This window comes from Ferroplasma acidiphilum, assembly GCF_002078355.1.
In the GTDB taxonomy this organism is placed as follows: domain Archaea; phylum Thermoplasmatota; class Thermoplasmata; order Thermoplasmatales; family Thermoplasmataceae; genus Ferroplasma; species Ferroplasma acidiphilum.
On sequence record NZ_CP015363.1, the window covers coordinates 292,619 to 314,957 of the forward strand.

Annotated in this window: 22 protein-coding genes; 6 read left to right on the forward strand and 16 right to left on the reverse strand. The window is 38.2% G+C overall.

The features are described 5' to 3' along the window. Window positions 1–29 precede the first annotated feature (29 nt). The 3 genes from fad_RS01610 (at window position 30) to fad_RS01620 (ending at window position 2,240) form a co-directional block, all read left to right on the forward strand. Window positions 30–1,298: an ORC1-type DNA replication protein gene (locus tag fad_RS01610; RefSeq protein WP_009887345.1), complete on the forward strand. Its 1,269-nt coding sequence runs from the start codon at window positions 30–32 to the stop codon at window positions 1,296–1,298. 85 nt (window positions 1,299–1,383) lie between these two features. Further along, complete coding sequence (locus fad_RS01615; RefSeq protein ID WP_009887346.1) at window positions 1,384–1,674, forward strand: hypothetical protein; 291 nt, start codon at window positions 1,384–1,386, stop codon at window positions 1,672–1,674. Then, window positions 1,671–2,240, forward strand: a complete 570-nt coding sequence (locus fad_RS01620) for an AAA family ATPase (RefSeq protein WP_009887347.1) — start codon at window positions 1,671–1,673, stop codon at window positions 2,238–2,240. Before fad_RS01615 ends, fad_RS01620 begins: the two co-directional genes overlap by 4 nt. On the opposite strand, the gene purQ is transcribed toward fad_RS01620, so the two are convergent. From purQ to fad_RS01640, 4 genes are all read right to left on the reverse strand, one after another. Further along, window positions 2,229–3,011 carry a phosphoribosylformylglycinamidine synthase subunit PurQ gene (purQ, locus tag fad_RS01625; protein ID WP_019841648.1) on the reverse strand — a complete coding sequence of 261 codons (783 nt, stop codon included), beginning with the start codon at window positions 3,009–3,011 and terminating at the stop codon, window positions 2,229–2,231. The genes fad_RS01620 and purQ overlap by 12 nt on opposite strands. Then, complete coding sequence (locus fad_RS01630) at window positions 3,001–3,150, reverse strand: 50S ribosomal protein L40e (protein ID WP_009887349.1); 150 nt, start codon at window positions 3,148–3,150, stop codon at window positions 3,001–3,003. Before fad_RS01630 ends, purQ begins: the two co-directional genes overlap by 11 nt. An 85-nt stretch (window positions 3,151–3,235) precedes the next feature. Next, window positions 3,236–4,381, reverse strand: coding sequence for a fructose-1,6-bisphosphate aldolase/phosphatase (gene fbp / locus fad_RS01635; protein ID WP_009887351.1), 1,146 nt, complete (start codon window positions 4,379–4,381; stop codon window positions 3,236–3,238). Between the two features lie 167 nt (window positions 4,382–4,548). Further along, complete coding sequence (locus fad_RS01640) at window positions 4,549–5,541, reverse strand: NAD(P)/FAD-dependent oxidoreductase (protein ID WP_009887352.1); 993 nt, start codon at window positions 5,539–5,541, stop codon at window positions 4,549–4,551. Window positions 5,542–5,820: 279 nt separating this feature from the next. On the opposite strand from fad_RS01640, the gene fad_RS01650 reads away from it, so the two are divergent. Then, window positions 5,821–6,897: a hypothetical protein gene (locus fad_RS01650; protein WP_081141508.1), complete on the forward strand. Its 1,077-nt coding sequence runs from the start codon at window positions 5,821–5,823 to the stop codon at window positions 6,895–6,897. Here fad_RS01650 and cobM read toward each other — a convergent pair. From cobM to iorA, 6 genes are all read right to left on the reverse strand, one after another. Continuing rightward, window positions 6,880–7,638, reverse strand: coding sequence for a precorrin-4 C(11)-methyltransferase (gene cobM / locus fad_RS01655; protein WP_048074062.1), 759 nt, complete (start codon window positions 7,636–7,638; stop codon window positions 6,880–6,882). The two genes, fad_RS01650 and cobM, sit on opposite strands and share 18 nt — an antisense overlap. Then, window positions 7,629–8,288: a precorrin-2 C(20)-methyltransferase gene (locus tag fad_RS01660; RefSeq protein ID WP_009887356.1), complete on the reverse strand. Its 660-nt coding sequence runs from the start codon at window positions 8,286–8,288 to the stop codon at window positions 7,629–7,631. The genes cobM and fad_RS01660 overlap by 10 nt, the downstream gene beginning before the upstream one ends. Next, a complete protein-coding gene (cbiE, locus tag fad_RS01665; protein WP_196795610.1) occupies window positions 8,285–9,475 on the reverse strand; it encodes a precorrin-6y C5,15-methyltransferase (decarboxylating) subunit CbiE in 1,191 nt (396 codons plus the stop codon). Before cbiE ends, fad_RS01660 begins: the two co-directional genes overlap by 4 nt. After that, window positions 9,462–10,751 carry a uroporphyrinogen-III C-methyltransferase gene (gene cobA / locus fad_RS01670; protein ID WP_081141511.1) on the reverse strand — a complete coding sequence of 430 codons (1,290 nt, stop codon included), beginning with the start codon at window positions 10,749–10,751 and terminating at the stop codon, window positions 9,462–9,464. Before cobA ends, cbiE begins: the two co-directional genes overlap by 14 nt. A 122-nt stretch (window positions 10,752–10,873) precedes the next feature. After that, the gene (locus tag fad_RS01675; RefSeq protein WP_081141512.1) at window positions 10,874–11,476 is read right to left on the reverse strand and encodes an indolepyruvate oxidoreductase subunit beta; all 603 of its coding nucleotides are present in this window, start codon (window positions 11,474–11,476) and stop codon (window positions 10,874–10,876) included. Further along, window positions 11,473–13,344, reverse strand: a complete 1,872-nt coding sequence (gene iorA, locus fad_RS01680; protein ID WP_081141514.1) for an indolepyruvate ferredoxin oxidoreductase subunit alpha — start codon at window positions 13,342–13,344, stop codon at window positions 11,473–11,475. The genes fad_RS01675 and iorA overlap by 4 nt, the downstream gene beginning before the upstream one ends. 201 nt (window positions 13,345–13,545) lie before the next feature. Here iorA and fad_RS01685 point away from each other — a divergent pair, with 201 nt between their 5' ends. Together fad_RS01685 and fad_RS01690 are read left to right on the forward strand one after the other, a co-directional pair. Then, the gene (locus tag fad_RS01685; protein WP_081141515.1) at window positions 13,546–14,679 is read left to right on the forward strand and encodes an NAD(P)/FAD-dependent oxidoreductase; all 1,134 of its coding nucleotides are present in this window, start codon (window positions 13,546–13,548) and stop codon (window positions 14,677–14,679) included. Then, window positions 14,680–15,156 (forward strand): DUF1641 domain-containing protein, encoded by a 477-nt coding sequence (locus tag fad_RS01690; protein WP_081141517.1) that lies wholly within the window; start codon window positions 14,680–14,682, stop codon window positions 15,154–15,156. It abuts the gene before it with no gap. On the opposite strand, the gene fad_RS01695 is transcribed toward fad_RS01690, so the two are convergent. Genes fad_RS01695 through eno form a run of 6 tightly spaced genes read right to left on the reverse strand, consistent with a single transcriptional unit; the run spans window position 15,148 to window position 22,176 of the window. Continuing rightward, window positions 15,148–16,410: a vWA domain-containing protein gene (locus tag fad_RS01695; RefSeq protein WP_081141518.1), complete on the reverse strand. Its 1,263-nt coding sequence runs from the start codon at window positions 16,408–16,410 to the stop codon at window positions 15,148–15,150. The two genes, fad_RS01690 and fad_RS01695, sit on opposite strands and share 9 nt — an antisense overlap. A 5-nt stretch (window positions 16,411–16,415) precedes the next feature. Next, window positions 16,416–17,582 (reverse strand): AAA family ATPase, encoded by a 1,167-nt coding sequence (locus fad_RS01700; RefSeq protein ID WP_081141520.1) that lies wholly within the window; start codon window positions 17,580–17,582, stop codon window positions 16,416–16,418. Window positions 17,583–17,634: 52 nt separating this feature from the next. Then, window positions 17,635–18,816, reverse strand: coding sequence for a mechanosensitive ion channel family protein (locus fad_RS01705; protein ID WP_009887365.1), 1,182 nt, complete (start codon window positions 18,814–18,816; stop codon window positions 17,635–17,637). After that, window positions 18,816–20,147, reverse strand: a complete 1,332-nt coding sequence (gene serS / locus fad_RS01710) for a serine--tRNA ligase (RefSeq protein WP_009887366.1) — start codon at window positions 20,145–20,147, stop codon at window positions 18,816–18,818. Before serS ends, fad_RS01705 begins: the two co-directional genes overlap by 1 nt. A gap of 53 nt (window positions 20,148–20,200) precedes the next feature. Next, window positions 20,201–20,965 (reverse strand): diphthine synthase, encoded by a 765-nt coding sequence (gene dph5, locus fad_RS01715; RefSeq protein ID WP_236940586.1) that lies wholly within the window; start codon window positions 20,963–20,965, stop codon window positions 20,201–20,203. A gap of 2 nt (window positions 20,966–20,967) precedes the next feature. Then, complete coding sequence (eno, locus tag fad_RS01720) at window positions 20,968–22,176, reverse strand: phosphopyruvate hydratase (RefSeq protein WP_009887368.1); 1,209 nt, start codon at window positions 22,174–22,176, stop codon at window positions 20,968–20,970. Window positions 22,177–22,339 lie beyond the last annotated feature (163 nt).

Genomic DNA, 22,339 nt, shown 5'->3' on the forward strand with positions numbered 1-22,339 from the left:
GAATATATATGATGTAATTACTGGTATCTATGGACAATCCTTTTATCAAATACAACAAATCAAACGATTACGTGGTGGGCGACCTGAAGAAACTCAGCAGTTCATACATACCCGATAACTTCCCACACAGGGAAAAGCAGATAGATAGCATTGCAAGGGTTCTGAGCTCCATCGTTACAGGCGGGCTGTCATCAAATCTGCTGCTTTATGGCAAATCAGGCTCTGGCAAGACCTCTTCAGTTATTTATGTTACAGGCATGCTTAAGGAAACACTCAAAGGAAATATTAATATTATTTACATTAACTGTGAAATTTATGATTCGCAGTATTCCATCCTGGTATACCTTACCAATGCCATAAATTCTGGAGATGCCCCCATTCCCATACTTGGCCTTCCCCAGGACAAAATATATTTTGAACTGGTTAAAAGATTAAACAAATCAGGGCGTTATACAGTAATAATACTGGATGAGATAGATAAGTTGATTCAGAAGAGCGGCAGTGACGCTCTTTACGTGCTTTTAAAGATAATGGCGGATAGCAACACATCATTGATAGGAATAACAAATGATGCATCATTTGTAAATGCACTGGATGCCCGTGTGCAGAGCAGGTTGAACCAGGAAAGCATCATATTTCCCCCATACAATGCTATGGAACTCAGGGATATACTGAATTTCAGGGTTTCAGGAATAATTAAAGATGGATTTATCACAGAAGCATCCATAAACCTCTGCGCTGCTTTGGGTGCCCAGGAACACGGTGATGCGAGGAAGTCTATAGACCTCCTGAGAATAGCCATAGATTCTGCCCTGAAGGACGGTAAAGATTGTGTTACTATAGATGATGTATACCTTGCCCGTGACAGGTTTGAGATGAACGTTCTGAAGGAGTCAATAAGGACGCTTCCCATCCATTCGAAGATGGTGCTGCTTAGCGCATGCCTCACACAGGAAACAGACGCAGATCTTTCAGTGACCGGTGAAATATATGAAAATTATGGGAACATATGCACCGAGCTGGGATTCCAGCCTCTTACAATGAGGCGGATATCAGATCTGCTGTCTGATCTGGAAGATACAGGCCTGCTTACCACAAATACAAGATCACTGGGAAGATATGGAAGAATGAAATTTATCAGGGTAATGGGTTCTATACAGAACGTAAAGGGATACACCCTTGAAGATCCTGCATTCGTAAATTTTCAGGGTTCAAAAATAGTCCGCCAGTCCAAATTAAGAACCAATTTTGATGCGTATGTGGAAACTTATAAAAACGGCGATTTTGACAATAAATGAGTTTTACAATCACCGGAGTGAAAGTTTCCAGTGTTGCGCATATGCCTGTCACAAAAATTTAATAAGGTTTTTACAATAATGGAATATGTTTAAATTATACAAACTGCCAAAGGAAGATAGGGGAATTATAGACGCCCTCCTTGCCGATGATGTTGTCGGGAGGCAGACAATTACCTATAAAGATGGAGTCAATTATGGCTATGATTCATCATATATTGTTCTTATAGAAGGTCCTGAAGATATTTTTAAAAACGTTGAAACTATTGCATCAGGAAAACTTGAACCGCTGGGCAAATCAAAACAGGAAGATATATACAAAAAGATCAAAGATGAGGAAAACAACTCCCAGAATGGGCTGGGCTTTATTTTTGGATGAATATGCTTATCATAACAGGCATGCCGGGTTCTGGCAAAGATGAATTTGTAAAGGTTGCAAAATCTATGGGCTTTATAGATGCCCATATGGGGAACACAGTAAAGAAAAATGCCTTGGAAAAGAAAATTCCCTTAGATGATGGAAGTATAGGTGCATATGCAACTGAAGAGCGCAAGAAATACGGTATGGATATCTGGGCAAAGAGAACCGCAGAATTGATTACTGAACCTGATATAACTATAGTGGATGGTTTAAGAAATGAGGAAGAGCTTGATTATTTTAAGGGCAATTTCCAGAATATTATAGTAATAGCAGTATTTGCAAATGAAAATGACCGCCTTGAAAGAATACTTGCAAGGGATAGGGAAGACGATTCACATAATTATAATGGCATGCACCAGCGCGATAATCGTGAACTTTCATGGGGTATCGGAAAAGTAATATCACTCGCAGATTACATGATAGTAAACGACTCAAGCCTGGATGAATACCATAAAAATGTAAAAATTCTACTTAACCATATTATTTCAAGGCATCCTGAGATAAATATAAAATCAGGCGCCTAATTTTTTTGTATACTCATAAAGGGAATTAAAGAAGACCTCTCCTGTTCCATTCTTATGCTTGTTGCCATCATTCATCATCTGAAAGCCGTAATAAACCCTTTCAGGATGTGGCATAAGACCTATTACATTTCCTTCCCTGTTTGTCAATCCAGCTATGTCCATAACAGACCCATTGGGATTCCATGGGTATGAAGAATCGGTGCCGTTAATATCTGTATATTGAAAGATCATCTGATCATTTTCTATAACAGAATCCAGTGTTTTCTTGCTGTCAAATATTACTTTCCCTTCCATGTGGGCAACAGGAACCTGTAATATCTTGCCCTCAAAATGCCGCCTAAAAATTTTGTTTTTTGATGTATACTTTATGTATGTATACCTGCATTCAAACCTATCAGAATCATTTGTTCCCAGAACCATGGTTCTTTTTCTTTCTGTACCTGTATCTGGAATCATGCCCAGTTCGCTCAGAACCTGGAAGCCGTTGCATACACCTATCAGTATTTTTCCTGAATCTACAAATTTATTAAGCTCATTTATGTGCGGTGCTAAACGGGAAGCAAATATTGCTCCTGCCCTTACATAATCGCCGGCTGAAAAGCCTCCTGGTATAAACAATAAATCATAATCTTCAAACTTCTTCTTTCCTATTTCCGATACATGTACATATTCAGATTCAAAACCGGATCTTCTAAGGGAAAGGAAAGCCTCTTCTTCATTATTGGTGCCTTCCATTCTTAAAATTCCAGCCTTTAATTCATTACTTTGCACTCTTTCTCTCCTTTGATTTGACTCTTAATCCAGTATAACCGCATTTTCTGCATTTTGTTGCGTTTATTGAATTTCTTGCATAACATTTCATACATATTTTGCGTGTCAATCTTCTTTCTATTGCTTCTGCGAACGGCATAAAATCACTCACTCCTTATCTTTTAAGAATATTTTAACTTTGTTGTAAAATGGTAAAAATTATAATTAAATAAAAATATTAAATATTATTGCCCGCCCTTCATCTCAGAATTAGCGCCCTTATCTTCTATTTTCTTAAAGTCCTGTGCACGTTTTTCGAGGATTTTCGGGAGTGCAGTGTATTCCATATCTTCATCAGGAAGCCTGTGTGGCTCAAATACACCCATTCTTCTCATGTAGTTGGCCATATTCAGTGCCTCATTTCTTGCATAATCAAAGGCTACATCCCTGAACATATCAACAGGACCTGCCAGTTTTCCCTCTTTCATGACAAAGCCAAGAGCCATAACTCTTGGTGGGCCATCAAATCTGGTCATCTGTGCATTATCCATTCCAACCGGCATCATAGGCCCATTAAACGATCCTCTCATCCAGCCTGATACAAGATAAGAATTGGCAAATGGCTCCAGTGCTTCACCTGAGGCAGGCAATCCTGATTGTATTCTAACTATGCCTGCAGGGTCATCTTTGCCTACATATTCTCCGGCTATGAATGATAATTTATCCGTAGTTATTACTGCAACATTTTCATCCGGTAGTTTTGTGTGAGTATTCTTTGTGTATACCCTCTTAATTACGTATTTGGACTTTGAACCGATAAATGCGAGCAAATCATATGTATCTTCAGGCAGTGATAGATAAATCTTTTTTCCGTTGTATATATCCCATACCTCAAATTTGAATCCCATATGCATATTCGGGTCAATTACAAGACCTGGTGTGTTGAACGGGTCTCCGAACATTTTATATATCGGATAATTAAATGCCCCTGGCTCGGTTTTGTCCATCATGTATACAATGAATGGTTCAGCCTTCCGTGGAGTTATTTCAAGTTCAGCAACTCCTGGCCCCATACCCTTTATATTCCCTGAAAATGCATCCTTTAATAAATCCTGCCCGGCACCATATAACCCTATTTTTTTTGCAACTTCAGTGCCTGCTTTAAATGCGTCCCAAGCAAGCTTGTGTATTTCCGGATTGTCAGCACCTCTTGTGTGCACCATGGTAATCTGTATGTCATCACCTATGTGTGATATATGGAAATCTGAAATCAATCCCTCTGAATTGTTTTTTACATAATTTTCTACTTCGTCAACTACTGGCTGGTATACAACAGTATGCCCGGGCAGGCTTCCAATATCTGCCTTAATATGTGAAATTGTTGTTTTCATACATTTCTATATCAATAATAACTATTAAATTTTATGTTAAATTTCTGTACGAATTTATCTTATTTCTATGTTTCCATATAGTTTTTAACAATGTGTCCGGATTGCTAGTAGAAACTGACAGTTATGTAAGAATATTTAAATACTATAATGTAAACTCATGATAATTTCTATACTTCCCGCGCATGGTTTATGGAAAGTGCAACCGCCGCTTCTTTTATTATGTGCGCTATGCTTCCGTGAACAAAAATATTGCCAATAGTCCCGAAATACTGGTCCCCCACCCTGATAATATTTGCAAAATTATTCGGTACAAAGGGTTTTGTCCCTCCCATTGCGTTTTCCATTGCTGTAATTCCGGATGACCTGGCAATTATAGCCGACATAGGAATAAATCCGCCATTATCCACCAGCATTGAATCACCTGCGGCATATACATCGGGATAATCCACAGATTGCAAAAATGAATTTACAACAATCCTGGAGTTCTTTGTCTTTAATTCCTGTTTCATTTCCGGGAGATTCCCTGTAAATCCTCCGGCGAATAATGTGATATCTGAATTAAACTTTTTTGTGCCGGATACCACACAATCCTTCTTAACCTCGTCAACAGGGTTTCCAAGTTCTATATTTACCCCATTCTTCTCGAGCAATTGTGTGGCATAATCTGAAAACTTTAGTGGCAAACCAGCGAGTATTCGGTTCCCAGCTTCCAGTATGGTTATACTGGCGTTCTGCATTGCTCCAGCGACCTCTACTCCCAGGTATCCTCCTCCGATTATTACTATTTTCTTTCTATTTACCAGTTGATTGCGCAGGTAAAGTGCATCCTCAAGACCGGAAAATCCATGGATATACTTGCTCCCATTTATGAAATCATATTTCTGGGAATGGCCAGTAGCTATGACAAGTTTTTCATAGGCTATATTTTTTCCATTTATATTAACAGTCTTTTCTTCCAGGTCTATCCCTGTGGCTTTTCCAGTATAATCTAGATTTCTCTTTATTCTTGGAAAATCCACGCTTTTTCCGCGCAGCGTATCTATGATTCTCGGAGCCATGATCATAAAAGGATTCTCATCCATAAGTTTTGATTTTCTGTTTCTCAACTTCGCAGAAATGCCTGCAATACCGCCGCCTATAACAATAATTTTGCCAGCCATGAATTCCAGTATGTTATCTCCAATAATATTATTAATTTTTGCAGTTAGAACGGAATTGAATTTTAGATGCAATTTCAGAGATACATGCCAGAATTCAGAACAGGGTAAATATTATGATACCGTACATTATTTAATTCCATTTTATTGCATCTCATATTATTCTGTTACCGGGTCATTACGGGGTTCTGGCAAAATAACCAGAGGCAATGAACACTATAAAGACAGACCGTGCTAATGAATCATAGATGATTTTTAAATATTAGAAAATGATTAGTGAATATGGATGAAAACGATTTAAACGAACTTAAATACATTTTTTCTTACCTTGTGGATTCGTTTTCATATGAGGTTGAAAGGGATAAAAAATCAGGCGAAATAGAAAATATGACCAGAATGCTTGAGAATGACAAAAAAGCTATAGATAAAATGAAGAAAGGCATGAGAGAAAACATGGATGAATTTGTTGTAATCTACAATGATTTTAAAGTAAATGAAGAAAAAATTATGGATTATATCAGTTCAGTCACTGATCAGTATTATACAAAACATTCCCAGGACATACTTTCAACAATTTCACAATTACAGCATGAAACTGAGAATTACATTGAAAATGGCGTAAAGGCAATGAACCAGTTTTTTTCACTGAATCCACTGACTATACTGAACTCATCCATAGAAATATCGGCAGGCAAAGATGCATTTGATATAAGGCAATCTATACAGTCCAGTTATGGGATAAGCTATATATTTAGCCTGGAACCGGCACTCAGCCAGTTTATGAAAAACCCATATTTTTCATCACTCTATACAGGAATCAAAATTCCAGTATTAATTGCTGGCGATGGCAGTGTAAATTATGAAAACCTGGATAGCTATAAACTTTCAGGTGCAAAATTATCCGAGAATATTCTTGACTGCAGTTTTTATAATGAAACCTCAGGGAATTTTATCGACTTCAAATACAAAATCAGTGGCCCCGATATAGAAATTGTTTTTGCCAACAATGGCGAGAAGGTTAAAATAACGGATAACCCTGATTTTATGTCCCATATGGATGTAAAGATCATGGATGATGCACTTGGCAAGCTCGCAAATGAAATTACCGGATTAACTGGGAAAGATAGGCATCTTGTATCCCTGAAGATTGATGGGGAAGAAATACTTACCACCATGTCATTTGAAAAAATATTTTTTAGAATAATTAAATCAGATTACATTAAATCACTTGTAAAGGAATTGCCCGAAAACTGTGAAAACTGTGAAAATCCCGATAGCATTTCAAAGGAACTTATAAGGCACAGGATACACATAATAGGGAAAGATGAAGATTATATACTTTCAACTCTTTTTGGATGATTTTCTGAATAGATGTGTAAAATCAGGGTTGTAAAGATATGATTTCTTATCGGAGTTATATGATATATTACCACCTACCATTATAAGCGCCTGCCTGTTTATCCTGTTTTCAAATAATGAATGCTCAAGCCCGTTAATCGTTGTTTCTATTATCTTCTGGTCAGGCCATGATACCCTGTATGCTATTACTGCCCTATCATCACCTTTGTAGCCTCCCTTAATTAGCTTCTCCGTTACTGCCCTAGCATTGGATGCACTGAGAAAAATTGCCAGTGCAGTTTTGTGTGAAGCAAGAATATCAAGTTCCTCATTTTCAAAATGTTCTGTTCTCCTGGGCACCCTTGTTAGAATTACCGACTGGGTGGTACCCGGCGATGTTAATTCCATGCCCATGCTTGCCGCAGCCGCGAATACAGAACTTATGCCCGGAATAATTTCATATTCCATTCCATTGCTGTTAAAAAACTGAATCTCATCATTAATTGCACCGTATATTGAAGGGTCCCCGCTGTGTAACCTTGTTATATCAAGGCCCTCGTCGTAATATTTTTTAACAAGCATGTTTATCTGTTCTATGTTGAGCGTAGACGTCTTTACAATTTCCTTTGCCCTGCTCTCACTGAAAGTTTCAGGGCTTACAAGGGAGTCAGCATAAATTATTACATCGGTCGAATCTATAATTTTCTTTGCCTTTACCGTTAAAAGCTCGGGGTCTCCGGGCCCTGCACCAACTATGTGTATCGTTTTATCACCACTATTGTCATATAATCCTTTATATCATCAATGTTATTATAAATTATTTCCTTTTCAGTTGAAACATAGCTCATAATATAATAATTGGTGAGCTGATTTTTTTTAATGATTTCCTTTATAATTTCTCTTGCCCTTATTGCCTTAAATATTACTACATTTCCATAGGACATAATTTTTTCTTCCATATAGCTATAATCCTTTACTGCCGGGAGCACCAGGAGCGGTTCATCCTTGGTAGCTAAAATAATCTTCATTGCAGCTGATATGCCATTCATGGAGCTGATTCCTGGAATGACATCAAATTCAATATCAATATATGGCATTATGTCAAGGAATGTGCTATAAAGCATCGGTTCTCCCTCAACAGCGTATACAGATTTAAGATTATCCCTGCTTGCTTTCATTATCATACCTGCGTATTCCCTGCTCAATGCGGATATTTTTTCGCTTCCAATTGGAAATTCTAATTCCCTCATGCGATTACTATTGACGCCCAGGGACTTCAGGATATTCTCTGCAGAGTTTAACGATGTTTTCGGATAAAATACAATATCTGCGTCCATTATGGCTTTATAGCCCTTCATGGTTATAAGTTCAGGGTCACCTGGCCCGAGCCCTACAACCTTAAACAAACTCATTTTTTCACCACCTTTACAATGTAAATTTGATCAAGAGGCTCAAACCTTGTGTACACTGATACTGGCTTGAGCCTGGAGATATTTACCTGTTTCACATCAAATTGCAAGTTATTTTCTTTTATATAATTCATCATGGCATAGAAATTTTCCATTGTGGTTATATTCGCAACCATTCTGCCTCCATCTTTAAGCCGGACATAACAATACTTAACAATATTTTTAATATTTCCTGAGGAACCACCGATAAATACAGCTTCCGGGTCTGGAATTCCATCCAGTGCTTCCGGTGCCTCTCCATTTATTATGTTAATATCAGTAGAAAATTTCCTCATATTTTCATCTATGAAATTGCAGAGAGCCTTATCTTTTTCTATTGCAAAAATATTTCCATCGGGGTTTATCAGGGATGCATATATGGCAACAGATCCTGATCCGGAGCCCACATCCCACATCGTGTCTCCGTTATTTAAATCAAGTTCAGAAACAGAGATTTCACGTATCTCTTTTTTTGTAATATTATTGTTTTTTCTTAAAAGCACTCCATCATCTAGTAGTGAAATTTTGACATTGCCATCTTTAATTAAAATCATAATATTCAAATCATTGAATTCTTTGCCTATTAATTCTTTAATTTTATATTTAGAAATAGACTCATCTTTATATCCAAGCCTTTCCAGAACATATGACGAGTAATCCACCAGCCCGAAACTGGTCATGTATTCAGCTATCCTTGATGGTGTGTTATTTCCATCAGTGAATATTGCAATTTTCCTTTTATTCCTTATTTTCTGTGCGAGACCTTTTATTTCCCGCCCGTGCAAACTTATTGCCACCATATGGCTTGCATCCATCCCCAGCCTGGAAAGGGCCACCTGCAGTGAGCTTACTTCCGGGACGATATAGATATCACCGGAATCATAATGTTCCGTTATATACTTCCCGATGCCAAAAAATAAAGGGTCTCCGGATGCTACAACTGTAACTGTCTTATTGTCTGCCAGTGTATTTGCCAGATCTCCTGTAAACTGTTTCATAGAACCTATATTAAAAATCTGTGCTGGAGTTTGTGGGATTAATTCCAGATTGCGCCTGCCTGAAAATATTACCTGGCTTTCCATAATGCACTTCTCCGCCTCTGGATTTATTGGCCTTCCAGGAAAAACACCGACTATATTAATTCTTTTCATCCCCGTCACCAAAATACGACATAACTTTGCTGTACAACCCTTCATATGGATATTCAATCCTTATTACTCCAGCTCCATCCTTTACCTCTATTCCTTCCGGCAAAGTATCTGATTGCCCACCTATTATTACAAGATCAGATTTTTTAACATAATCATCTATATAGCTTCCCATTTCCAGAGGCTTTACCTTCACAGCCTGCAATTCCTTTTCTTTCCCGGAACCTATCCATATATAATCATTTCCAGATTCTGAAATATCAGTGGTATCAAATATTCCGTAACTTTGAAGCAATGCTTTCCCGGTTGAATCTGTTGCAATTTTTCCCAGCCATCTCAAATCAAATCCACTGGAGCGGAGTATATCCATTAACATATCCGTGTAACAGCCATAAAATGCAATATTTTTCCTATAAAGCTGCGCAGTTTGCATATTGCCCGGAAATACATCTGCGCAGCGTATCTTGAATACAGTAATCCCTTCATTTTCCAGATCATCTGTATCCGGGGCATACAGATCATAGAAGAGTGTTACAATTTTCCCTGAATAAATTCTATGCTCTGATCTGGAGAACTCTTTATGGTATTGTACAACATCACCTATAACTATGAGCGAGGGTGAATCATCATATGAATAGTCTATGTCTCCAAGTTTTCCTGTATATGTCTTCTGGTAATTGTATGTTCCATTTTCTATCAGGGCTATAGGCAGGGCAGGGTCATAGCCCGATGACAGGAGCCTTGATACTATATCTCTCAGATTGTGGGCACCCATGAATATAACAAGTGTATACATTCTGCAGTTAAAGGTGCGGCAATCAGGTATATTTAAATTTTCCACACTGTTGCCCGTTGTTACAAGTACTCCATGATTTACATTTCTATGGGTCAGTGGAATTCCCGCAGATTCCGGAACCCCTGTCAGGGATGAAATGCCCGGTATAATCTCATATTCTATATTATTTCTAATCAATTCCTCTATTTCTTCTCCCCCGCGCCCGAAAACAAATGGATCGCCTCCCTTTAGCCTGGCCACGGTCCGGTATTTTAATGCTTCATTTACAATAATTTTATTTATTTCTTCCTGGGATATCCGCTTAACGTATGGTTTTTTACCCACATAGATTTTTCTGGTGCCAGGAGTGGCATAATCAAGTATTTCAGGATTTACAAGGTGGTCATATATTATGGCATCAGCATTTTTAATAATTTTAATTGCCTTAATTGTAAGCAAATCTTTGTTTCCCGGGCCACACCCTACTATATACGCTTTTCCCATCTATCAGATATTTTATTCTAATATATGTTTTTACTTATATTTTTCCGCCGGGCACAGTCTGTATAGCAATATATATGAATATTCTAATCCCTTATTCCTGCCACATTCCATCGTTCTAGATGTTAGAGAGACGCATCCATCTTTTTCATTGCTTCCATCCCAAGCTTCATAGCCTTGAGGTTTATATCGAGCATCTTCCCGCTGAACCTATCATTCAATGCCTCAATTATGCTTTTTTCATCGACTGGAAGTATCCCAAGAGAAAGCACTGCACCTATCATAACTGTATTGGCTGATCTGAATGAGCCTGCCTGGTTGCCAATATCGCCAGCATCAATTTCATAGATCTTTTTTATGCCGGGGATAAGCAATGCCATGCCGTTGACATCAGGATATTCTGCATCTTTCAGGCTAACAGATATTGGCGTTATTTTTTCCTTATTCATAATTACCCTGGCATCACTGTTAATTGTGCTTAAAATCCTCATAGTCTCAATCGGTTCAAATCCAAGCACCAGATCAAATTTTCTTCTGGGGGAAATAGGGCCGTAGGCATTACCAATCCTTACTTCTACATTAACTGACCCACCACGTTGTGAGAGACCATGTATTTCAGACATTACCACATTAAGCCCCATTTTAATTGCAGCCTCCGATATCAGTGTGCCGGCAGTGATAATCCCCTGCCCACCCACGCCTGTAATAATAATATTAAACGTCTTCATTGTGCCACCTCTATAGCTTTAAACGGGCAAACATAAGGTTCAGCACATACACCACAACCATCGCATATATTGGAATCTATTTTAATATTTCCACCTTCTATCGATATGGCAGGGCATGCAAAATTTTCCACGCAATTCATGCATTTGCCGCATTTGTCCTGGTTAACAGTATATGTGATAACTCTGTGAGTTTTCTGCATTGCTTTGTCCCTAAGGATTGCACACTCCCTGCGTGCCACAATCACAGAAAGCGTATTTTCTCTCAATGCCTTTGTTACTGCCTTTAATGTTTCCTTTATATCATAGGGGTCAACTATCTGGACATCAGCAACGCCTATGCTTCTGGCAATATTTTCAATGGATACTGGTGGCAATTCATCACCTGGCGGGCTGAAATTTTCCCCGGCATTAGGTTGCTGGCCTGTCATTGCAGTAGTTCCATTATCAAGTACCATCACAAGCATATTAAGCTTATTGTGTACAGCGTTTATCAATGGCGGTATTCCTGAATGGAAAAATGTTGAATCCCCTATAAATGCAATAACTTTCTGTTTAGTAGACATTGCAAACCCGTTAGCCATTCCTATGGAGGAACCCATGGAGATCATTGTATCAGCTTCTTCATAGGGGTCATAGAGCCCGAGTGAGTAACATCCTATATCTGACGCATATATTGTATCAGTTTTGTTCATCATCTTAACTGCCCTCTTGACGGCATAATATGTTGCCCTGTGTGGGCATCCAGGGCAGAGCACGGGTGGCCTTGCAGGGAGCACCAGTTTATTCTCAGGCACATCCTGCACAGCAAAACCCATAATCCTGGAAAGTGAATGCGCCACTGTATCGGGTGTAAATTCATGGCTTTCACTGAAATATCCATCAAGTTTTCCGAATATTGTGGAATCCAGTTTATTCATCTGGGCAATAGTCCTGATTTTATATTCAAGATACGGGTCAAGTTCCTCGATGATTATTACTTTTTTATTATCTGATATAAATTTAACAATAGCACTCTCCGGCAACGGGTTGGTGAATCCTAGTTTCAGGACGCTTATATCAAGGTCATATTCTGAAATAACATCCATTACAGAATTATACGCAGCTCCGGATGCAATTATCCCATATTCTCCGGTACCTTTCCTTATAATTCTATTCATAGGTGATATATCTGATTCTTTTTTCAATTCATGCTCTTTTTCAATAAGCTTCTCTTTGAGTGTGTATGAATTTGAGGGAAGGCAAACAAATTCATGGATGTCCCTGATAAATACGCCTGTATCCGGCTGGCCTTCCCTGATTTTACCCGGTGTCACAGCACCACGCATATGGCTTACTCTCGTAGTAGTTCTGAACAGTACAGGCAACTTAAACTTTTCAGATAGGTCGAAAGCAAGTACAAGAAAATCCTTTGCTTCCTGGGGATTTGAAGGTTCAATCATAGGCACATGTGCAAGGTCTGCGTAATGCCTGTTATCCTGTTCGCTCTGGGAGGAATACATAGAAGGGTCATCTGCTGACATTACTACCATGCCTGCCCTGACGCCCGTGTATGCAATGCTCATGAAAGGGTCAGATGCTACGTTTAAACCAACATGTTTCATAAATACCATTGACCTTTGCCCGGAAATAGATGCTGCAAATGCAGTCTCTATAGCAACCTTCTCATTAATAGAAAATTGAAATTTCATTCCAGATTTGCCTGCTATATGTGACAGTGTGTCTCCCACCTCACTGGACGGAGTGCCCGGATACGTTGTTGCAACTCTAACTCCAGCTTCTACAGCCCCTCTGGCTATAGCCTCATTGCTCAATAAAAAAAGTACCTCATTCTCAGAATTATCCACCATATTAGCATCAAATTTTACCATAACATTACCATCCTATAATGATACATAAACTGAGAATATATAACTATTTAGAATTATATAAATATATACATAAATTTTAAGTTTTATAATACTGTACAAAGATACCCGGGAAGAAGTGAATGCTTATTGGGAAACAGGAAATATACACAGGATATCTAATTGCAAGGTTAAAAGTTAAATATAAATATATACTAATGATGTATGGACACTACTAATGTACTTATTATTGGTGACGCCAACGCCGGAATAATAACGGCAAACAAGTTGAGAATGCATACAGGCAAAGATGTAAATATAACCATTATAGGCAATTCGGAAAAAACATATTTTAAACCTGAAGGTGTACTTATACCTTTCAACGGAATAGATTACAGGGATTCAATCAAGCCTACAGATTTTCTTATAAATTATGGCATTAAAAGAATAAAAGCCATGGCAACCAGGATAGATCCGGCAAACCGGTCTGTCGTGCTGGATAACGGGCAGAAACTTACATATGATTATCTTGTAATAGCTACAGGAGATCGACTTGTCCCGGAAGATGTTCCAGGCTACAACCCTGATGTATACCATTTTTATGATATTGAAAACGTCCTTAGATTAAAGAAAATGTTAAGGGGATTCAAGGGAGGAAAAATTGTTGTTGGGCCTGCAAGCACGCCCTTCCAATGTCCGGTAGCACCAGGTGAATTTATGTTCGGGCTTGACCTTCTCCTGAGAAATAAGGGCATAAGGGAAAATAGTGAATTGTCACTTATTGTGCCCATGAAAGATGTACTGCCATTTAAATCTGTATCAGACTTTGTAAGGAAAGGCTTTGAAGAATATAATATTAATTTTATACCTGATTTCAAAACAGAATATATTGAACCTGAGAAAAATTCTATTGTTTCTTCAAGTGGAGAATCGCTTCAATACGATAAACTGGTGCTCATACCACCGCACAGGGGGCAGAAATTCCTCTCAGATTCGGGCATGGCCGGAGATTCTGGATATGTCGATGTGGATAAATTTACACTGGAATATTCCGATTATGATAATGTTTTCGCCGTTGGCGATGCAGCCAATTTCCCCATGAAAGTTGGGGCACTTGGCCATTCAGAAGCCGCATATGTAGCGGAAAGGATAGCATCAGAATCAGATGGTGTTATCTCGGACACCAAATTCGATGGCTTCATGGGATGTTCCAGTATATATGCGGAACAGCGTGGTTTTACCCTCTCATTTGATTACAATTCAAAACCATCAGTGAATTTCGCTTCAGCGCCGGATTATTTTTTGAAATATATATCAGGAGATACATATTTTTCATCAATAATAAGGGGGATGATATAAATGGCAGGGATAGAAAAGAATGAAAGCAGCAATGTGGATATAGCAGATATTGAGAACGCCATAAAAGAAAATGCCGATGTTGTAATGGCATTTATGAAACTGCTTGAAAAGTTAAAGGGTGCTGGCATCGTGGATGCCCTTAACTCCATAAATGAAAATGTAATACCGGACAATCTTGATTTCTTCGCTAAAGCCTTTACTTCAAAAGATTCAATGGAAACCTTTGCAAGGTCAGGGAACACACTGTTTGCCCTTCTGTTCATGCTGTCAAATCGCAAAATGGCGGATGTTGTAAAGGCAATAGCATTCAATTCACAGGGAATCGCAGAATCCATGGAAGAGGGTGCTTCAAAGCCACAGACACTATCAGCACTCAAACTTCTGGCCATGTTAAAAGACCCGGAGGTATCATCCGGCATTAATGCAGTGATGAATGGTTTGAAGGTGCTTGGAAGTGTACTGCAAAAGTTAGACTGAACGGGCAACATCAAGCAATTCAAGGGCTCCAGACTCATCAAGTTTTGCATTCATATACTCTGTGCTTATCTTCTTTAGCCCTTCATTATATCCATTTATCATAACCGTTATCAATTTTGTTTCATTTTCTTTTCTGAAATAATCCTGCATGTTTACCTTGTCTTCCCCATCGGTGATTATTATTATTGTATTTGTTTCACTTCTAATTTTTGTATCCTGCAAATCTCTAAGAGCGGTCTTAAGTGCGCATTCTATGCATGTTCCTTTGTTTGATTCCACGGTAAGAATATTTTCCACAACGTCGAATGGGCTATTCAGCAGGTCATGCGGCTTGTTGTCAAAGAATCTGAAATAATACTTTCTACCCCTGCTTCTGGCTATCCTGAACAGTGCAAGGGCTACTGACCTTGACCACAGGGTTTTATCGCCCTCATACATGCTTCCACTCTTGTCAAGTAGTACGTAATATGATCCAGGGCTCATTAAGCGTTTTTCCTTTCCAGTAAACCCGTTTATAAGTTTGGAGTAAAAAATTTCATCAGGCATAGCAAGTTCCCTGGAAAGTACATTGGAAATGTGCCTTGTCTTATAATACCCTGCCAGTTCGCCGGTATTGGAAAAAGACCTCATTTTCTTAGTATAGCGGGGCATAATATCTATAAGCTTATTTGCCAGTGTGAGTATCTTATCTGCATTATCCACCTTCATTGCCTTATCCGTGAGGTCAATCAGGCTTTCAACCGACATGCCTTCCTTCTTGCCTATATTCCCTCCAGGGTTTTTGTCCTTAACTATTTTCTCTATTTCGTGTGCCATTTCCACTTTCTTTGATGCACCTTCCATTGATTTTTCAATAGTTTTCTGATCCGGTGCATTGCTTGAATTTCCATTTCTTGGCTGATTTTTTTTGGCATTTTCATTCAGTGCCTTCATGAAGTTTATGCTGTATAGCATGGAAAGCCTGTCATTCAACTGTGTGTATGCCCTTTCCTGCTTAAAGTCCTTTGTTTCAGTAATATACTCCATTCTGAGCCTGACACTTTCCATAAACTCATTCTTATTTTTTTCACTCCTGACTGTAGCCAGGCCAGAATAAAAAAGGAAATACAGGTCAGATGCAGCCGTTTTTATATTGTCTGCTGAGTTTTTATCAAGGTCAATATTAACACGCCTCACCAACCTTTCCTTTGTTATCTTATAGACAGTGCTGGATTGTGGTATTCCATCTATATTGCTTCTGGAGTTCTCCGGCATATAAATCACCTCCCTTTGAGTTTTTCATACCTTGAACCCGCAAATTCCAGGGATGTATTAATTCTATTAACTATATCCTTGTGGTAAGGTGAATTGTCACTTCCAAGTTCAAATTTCATTCTCTCAAGTTTTTTAATGTATATCTCAAGGAGGCTAAGCTGGTCAAGTACAACATTGTACGGCGAGTTTCTGTTTATGGCATTTTCAGTGGACTGGATAAGTGATTTTGTTTCCTCCATGGTGGTTTCAGCTTTCTGTACAATATCGGATTTGTTTTCCAGTTTGGAATCAATAATGGCTGCCTCAATTTTCGGGATGTAATCCTCTGAATCTGCACTGTAACGCATGGCCATTGCAACATCGTTCCCAGTAATCGTTTTCGAATCCATAAGCATACTGAATGCTGCAGCTATTTTTAGAAGTTTTATCTTTCTCCTGTCACTGAGTATCACATCGTTTTCCTCCAGCTGGAATATGGCTTCCATGTAGCGGTCGATTACATCATTATCGGTGCTCCTCAGCGTATCCATCCTTCTAACTGCTTCGGATTGAAGCATTACAACCTCGCCCGTATCCAGCAAAGGCTTTTCCATTGTTTTTCCGGATTCCATGCTTATACCTTTGTCCAGAAGGTCTTTGAGTATAGTGCGTTCAACATACCTATGGAAGATCTTTATCGGATACCTGTCATAAAGTGCCATATCCTCCTCATCATCCGATATTTCATTGCTCGCAGAATAGATGCCAAGGAGGTCAAGGTTAATCATAGTACCACCATTGGGCAACCTGCGATTGAGCATTATGTCAAGAAGCGTATTTCTTATTGCCGAGCTTGATTTGAATATTTCATCCAGAAATACTATATTTGCATCAGGGAGCTTTCCCTTTGTTATGTTCCTGTATTCACCATTTTTCAATGCCGTTATGTCTATAGGCCCAAGCAACTCCTCAGGTTCCGTAAACTTTGTCAATAAATAATAAAAGTAACGGGCATTGATCAGTTTGCTCATTGTATCAATTATAGAAGTTTTTGCCGTACCTGGCGGTCCAACAAGGAGGGTAGGTTCACCTGAGATAAGCCCTGCAAGTACACCGTTTATCACATCCTCCCTTCCCACGAATGTATCTGTAAGATAATTTTTAACTTCAAAGATTTTGTTGATGTTCTTCATGGCTATAACAAATTAAAACGATGTTTTATAAAGTTTTCCTAGCATTTCAGTATTATTGTTTTTTAGTGTCATCCTTGTGGGTATTATCATTATCTGCCTTCAACTTATTATATATCCTTTCAAATGAAAGGTTAGTGTCATTTATAACCTTATCCACTTCTTTTCCCGCAATTTTTACCTTTGCAAGGTATACATTTGTTGAGGCGCCACGTGTTAACAATATAACTTCAGAATTCGGTATCTGTTTAATTGCTTCATCTATTAATTTTTCAGAAGGTACATCAGAGTTCAGTGTAACAGTTAGTGGATATACATTTTCAGGGCTTTCCCACATTGCATTCGGACCGAGGACATTGAATTTTGATTTTATATTCCAGTATGCTGAATCCAGTGCATTGTTTGCCCTTGCTATTTTTTCATTGAGTTCTGTAACCTCATTAAATACAATTAAAGCTTCAAAGGTATTGCTCACACCATTTTTCGTTGAAAGGAAGAATTTGATATCGCTAAAATCATTGTTTTCTTTTATCTGGCTGAGTATTTGATCTGCTGGAACATCAGCCTGTACTGTTATATTCAATGGATAGGTATAGCTTCCATTTTTCGTGCGGAATTCTGTGATTACACTGTTGCCAAGTATCTCTGAATTGGGCAGGTAAATTATATTATTATCCTTTGTAAGCATCTGTGAAAATAGTGTTTTAACATCAATTATTTTTCCGGTGGTTTCTATGCTCCATACCCATGAATTTACAGATATAACTTCACCGTATTTTATCGTGTTTGTAGATGTGGCGAATATGCTTGATAATAGATTGGAAGCAACCGTCTGTACCGCAAGCCCAAGGACAACACCGCCAATAGCACTACCGGCCAGTATGCCTGTTACACTTATATGAAAAGCACTCATTACAAGTGCCAGTATAATAATATAAAATACTATTCTTATAATCAATGATACCCCGTATAATGACCTGTTTGTCTTTATCAAAGCTTCTTTCAGGTATTTCAGGAAAGACCCCACTACCAGAAATCCTATTATAAGTATTATAACTGCATGTACAGCTTCAACGATAAATGGTTGATAACTTTTATACTGTGGCAGAAATTTGTTAATTACTATATCAATAGCAAAACCTGCGAGAAGGGCAAGTACTATTCCTATTATTACTTCCACAACTATTTTCAGTACCTCATTCCGCATTTTACCTAGTTTATGTTTGTCTATTGCCATTATATATCATCCATACCTATTCTGCTGAATCCTGTATAGGGTACAAGTACATCCGGAACCTTAATATAATCATCTTCCTGGAAATTTTCCATTATTGCCACAAGTACCCTTTCAGTTGCTATTGCTGTGCTATTTAATGTATGGGCAAATTTATTTCCGTCCTTTGCCCTGTAACGGATATTTAAAGACCTCGCCTGGTAATCCGTGTCATTTGAAGCCGATACCACCTCCCTGAATTTTCCCTGTGAAGGGTACCATACCTCTATGTCATACTTTTTTGCAGCCAAACTCCCGAGGTCGCCGGAGCATATGTTTACTATCCTATATGGCAAGCCAAGACTTTTGTATATATCTTCAGAATTCTTTACAAGCTCATCAAAAAAGTCCCATGACTCTTCCGGGCGGCAATAGATAAACTGTTCTATCTTGTTGAACTGGTGTACCCTGAATATTCCCTTTGTGTCACGCCCATGGGCTCCTGCCTCCCTTCTGAAGCATGGAGAAACGCCGCTTACCCTCAGTGGCAACTCTGATTCTTCCAGTATCTCTCCTGATAGCATGGAAGCAAGAGGGTGTTCAGCAGTGGCTATAAGGTAAAGGTCATCGCCTTCTATTTTATACAGGGACTCCTTAAATGTTTCTATGTCTGTGGCCCCGGACATGGATGCGTAATTAATCATAAAAGGTGGCTCCATAACGGTAAAATTTCTCTGTGACAGGAAATCTACTCCATAATTTATGAGTGCCAGTTCAAGCTTAAACAATCTATTTTTTAGAAAATAAAATCTGGAGCCGGCAATTTTGCCTGCCCTTTCGATATCTGCCAGATTATATTTTTCCATTAATGTTTGATGGTCAACCGGCTTTTTATCAATTACCGTATAATCCTTTGAATTGCCGCTGCCTTCCCTGAAATTTTCGATATCATCTTTAAAAACCCTTGCATTTCCGACATATCTGACAAGCTTGCTATTTTCATCTCCCTTGCATATTGGAACATCTTCCGCAAGCAGGTTGGGTATTAACCTTGCTAATTCATTTCTCTTTGATTCTATATCATTCTGCTCCTCTTCCAGGAGGCTAATTTTTTTGTTTATCTTCTCAACTTCTAATTTTAGGTTGTCAATATTTTCCCCTTTTTTAACAAGTGAAGAAATATCAGCGGTGATAATATTCTTGTCATGCTTATAAGTATTTAATATCTTAAGGTTCTCCCTCCATTTTAAATCAAGTGAGAAAAATTCATCCAGTATATTCAGATCAAAGCCCCTGGCCCTGCATGAATTGTAAAATCTTTCCTTATCTGACCTTAGAAGTTTTATATCTATCATAATTTAACCTTTTATAATTGATATAAATATAGTATATGTTTTTTATGCTATAATTAATTAATTTTTCTTGCAAACGCCTCTAAAAATTCTCTTTCATTATCATTTATCGTTGCCGGTATTATTATTGAAGCCGGAGAGCCCGGTGGATTGTATTCCATTACTTTATCCAGATTTCCATAAATTATGCTCTCATTTTCTGATCCTATGGCGATACCTGCTATTACTATCCTTTCCGGTTCTATCAGTCCTTTTTTCCGGCTATCTTCCATTCTTTTAAGAATTCCCAGTGCATCCTGTATACCCATAGTTTTTCCATCCTTTAAATCCAGCAATAGCAATGTATGCATATTATTTGAGTAATTAATATATATTCTATCATAAACGCTCACAGGGAAAAAATTTTCGTAAATAAAGGGCATGGATACAATGTTCCCGAATTTGTAATTAAAAAGCCCGGTTTTAGAAATAAATGCTGTAATTATGGATGCATTTTCAAATATTCTTACCTCAACACCTGCCTTCTGCGCCTCCATCCTCAGCTCATTGTGGGTGGTAGCTGATAATGCGTCTCCTGTGACAAGGAGGGTAACAATTTTATTTTTTGCTTCATTGATTATTTCGCTGTCTGTTTCAATCAGATTTCTGTCTGCCAGCCTTATCATTCCTCCGGTTAATGATGACAGGGAATCAACTGTATTGCCGGGGGATATTGATGTATATATTTCGAAATATACGAGATCTGATTCCTTCAAGGCATCTGCTTCTTCCAGTGTAAGGCTTTTTGTTCCCCGTAATCCCAGGCCCATAATATTAAGCATTTTTAAATCAAATCCTCTTCCAGGCGTATAACTTCATTGAGTTTCGCTAATCTTTCACCACCTATTGTTCCTGTCTTTATAAATTTTGAATTAAAAGCCACTGCCAGGTGTGCTATGAAATCATCGGTAGTTTCTCCACTTCTATGTGAAACAACGGTATCCATTGAATTTTTAGTCGCGAGCTTAACAGATTTTACAGTGTCGGAAAGTGTTCCTATCTGGTTTACTTTTATAAGTACTGCATTGGTAGATTTCATATCTATGCCTTTCTGTATTCTGGCGGAATTTGTTGTGTAAAGGTCATCTCCTACTATCAAACTATCTTCTCCAATTTTCTTTGTAATTTCTGCAAAACCTTCAAAATCATTATCGTATAATGGATCTTCTATAAAGTAAAATCCATGTTCTTTATTTAATGAGACTGCATAATCGATCTGCTCATCCTGTGTTTTCTTTGATGTTTTATAATCATATTTGCCATTATTATAGAATGAATCTGCGGCAAAATCTACTCCGAGATAAATTTTAACTTTGTTTTCAGATGATATTTCGCCTGCAGCTTCTTTCATTATTTCTATTGCTTCCTCATCAGAAACATCCGCTGTCCATGCTTTCTCATCCCCGAGACCAACGCTCTGGCCCTTTAGCTTCTCTGATAATTTCTCACCAACTCTCCTGTGTACCAGAATGTTATAATATACGGAATCATAAAATGTTTTTCCCTGCGAAGAGACAAGAAATTCCTGTATTGTAGTTCCATTCTTTGAGTGTTTTCCGCCACCTATTATATTTCCCATAGGACGCGGTATCTGTGGATGCAGGCCTCCAACATATCTGTATAAGGGTATCTCAAGATAGTTTGATACTGCCTTTGCATTTGCTATCGAAAGGGCAGTAGCAAGATTTCCTCCCATTTCAGAGAAGTTATCCGTTCCATCCAGTTCGTGCAATAATGTGTCAAATCCACTCTGATTCAGTGCATTGAAACCTTTTAATGCATTTCTTACGTGCTTATTATAGAAATCCACACTGTTGTCAATATTATTTTTGGGATACGCAATTACTTCTGTTTTTCCCGTGCTCGCACCTGCAGGTGCTGAACTTGTGCCGGTTGCATAATTTAAAATAATTGTTGCCTCAATAGCCGGGTTTCCCCTTGAATCAAATATTTTTGTGATTCTTGAATCTGTTATTTCTATACTCTCTACCATATATGTATAACCATATAGAAAATAAATATTTATTGGTTATAAATAAAATATTGACCTGTGTTAAACTAATAATGCGCAGAGTCCCCCATTTAATAGCATCTTTTATTGCATGGAGTTAGAACAAGGGTTTTTACTGGATTCATGCAAAATATTAAATTTATAA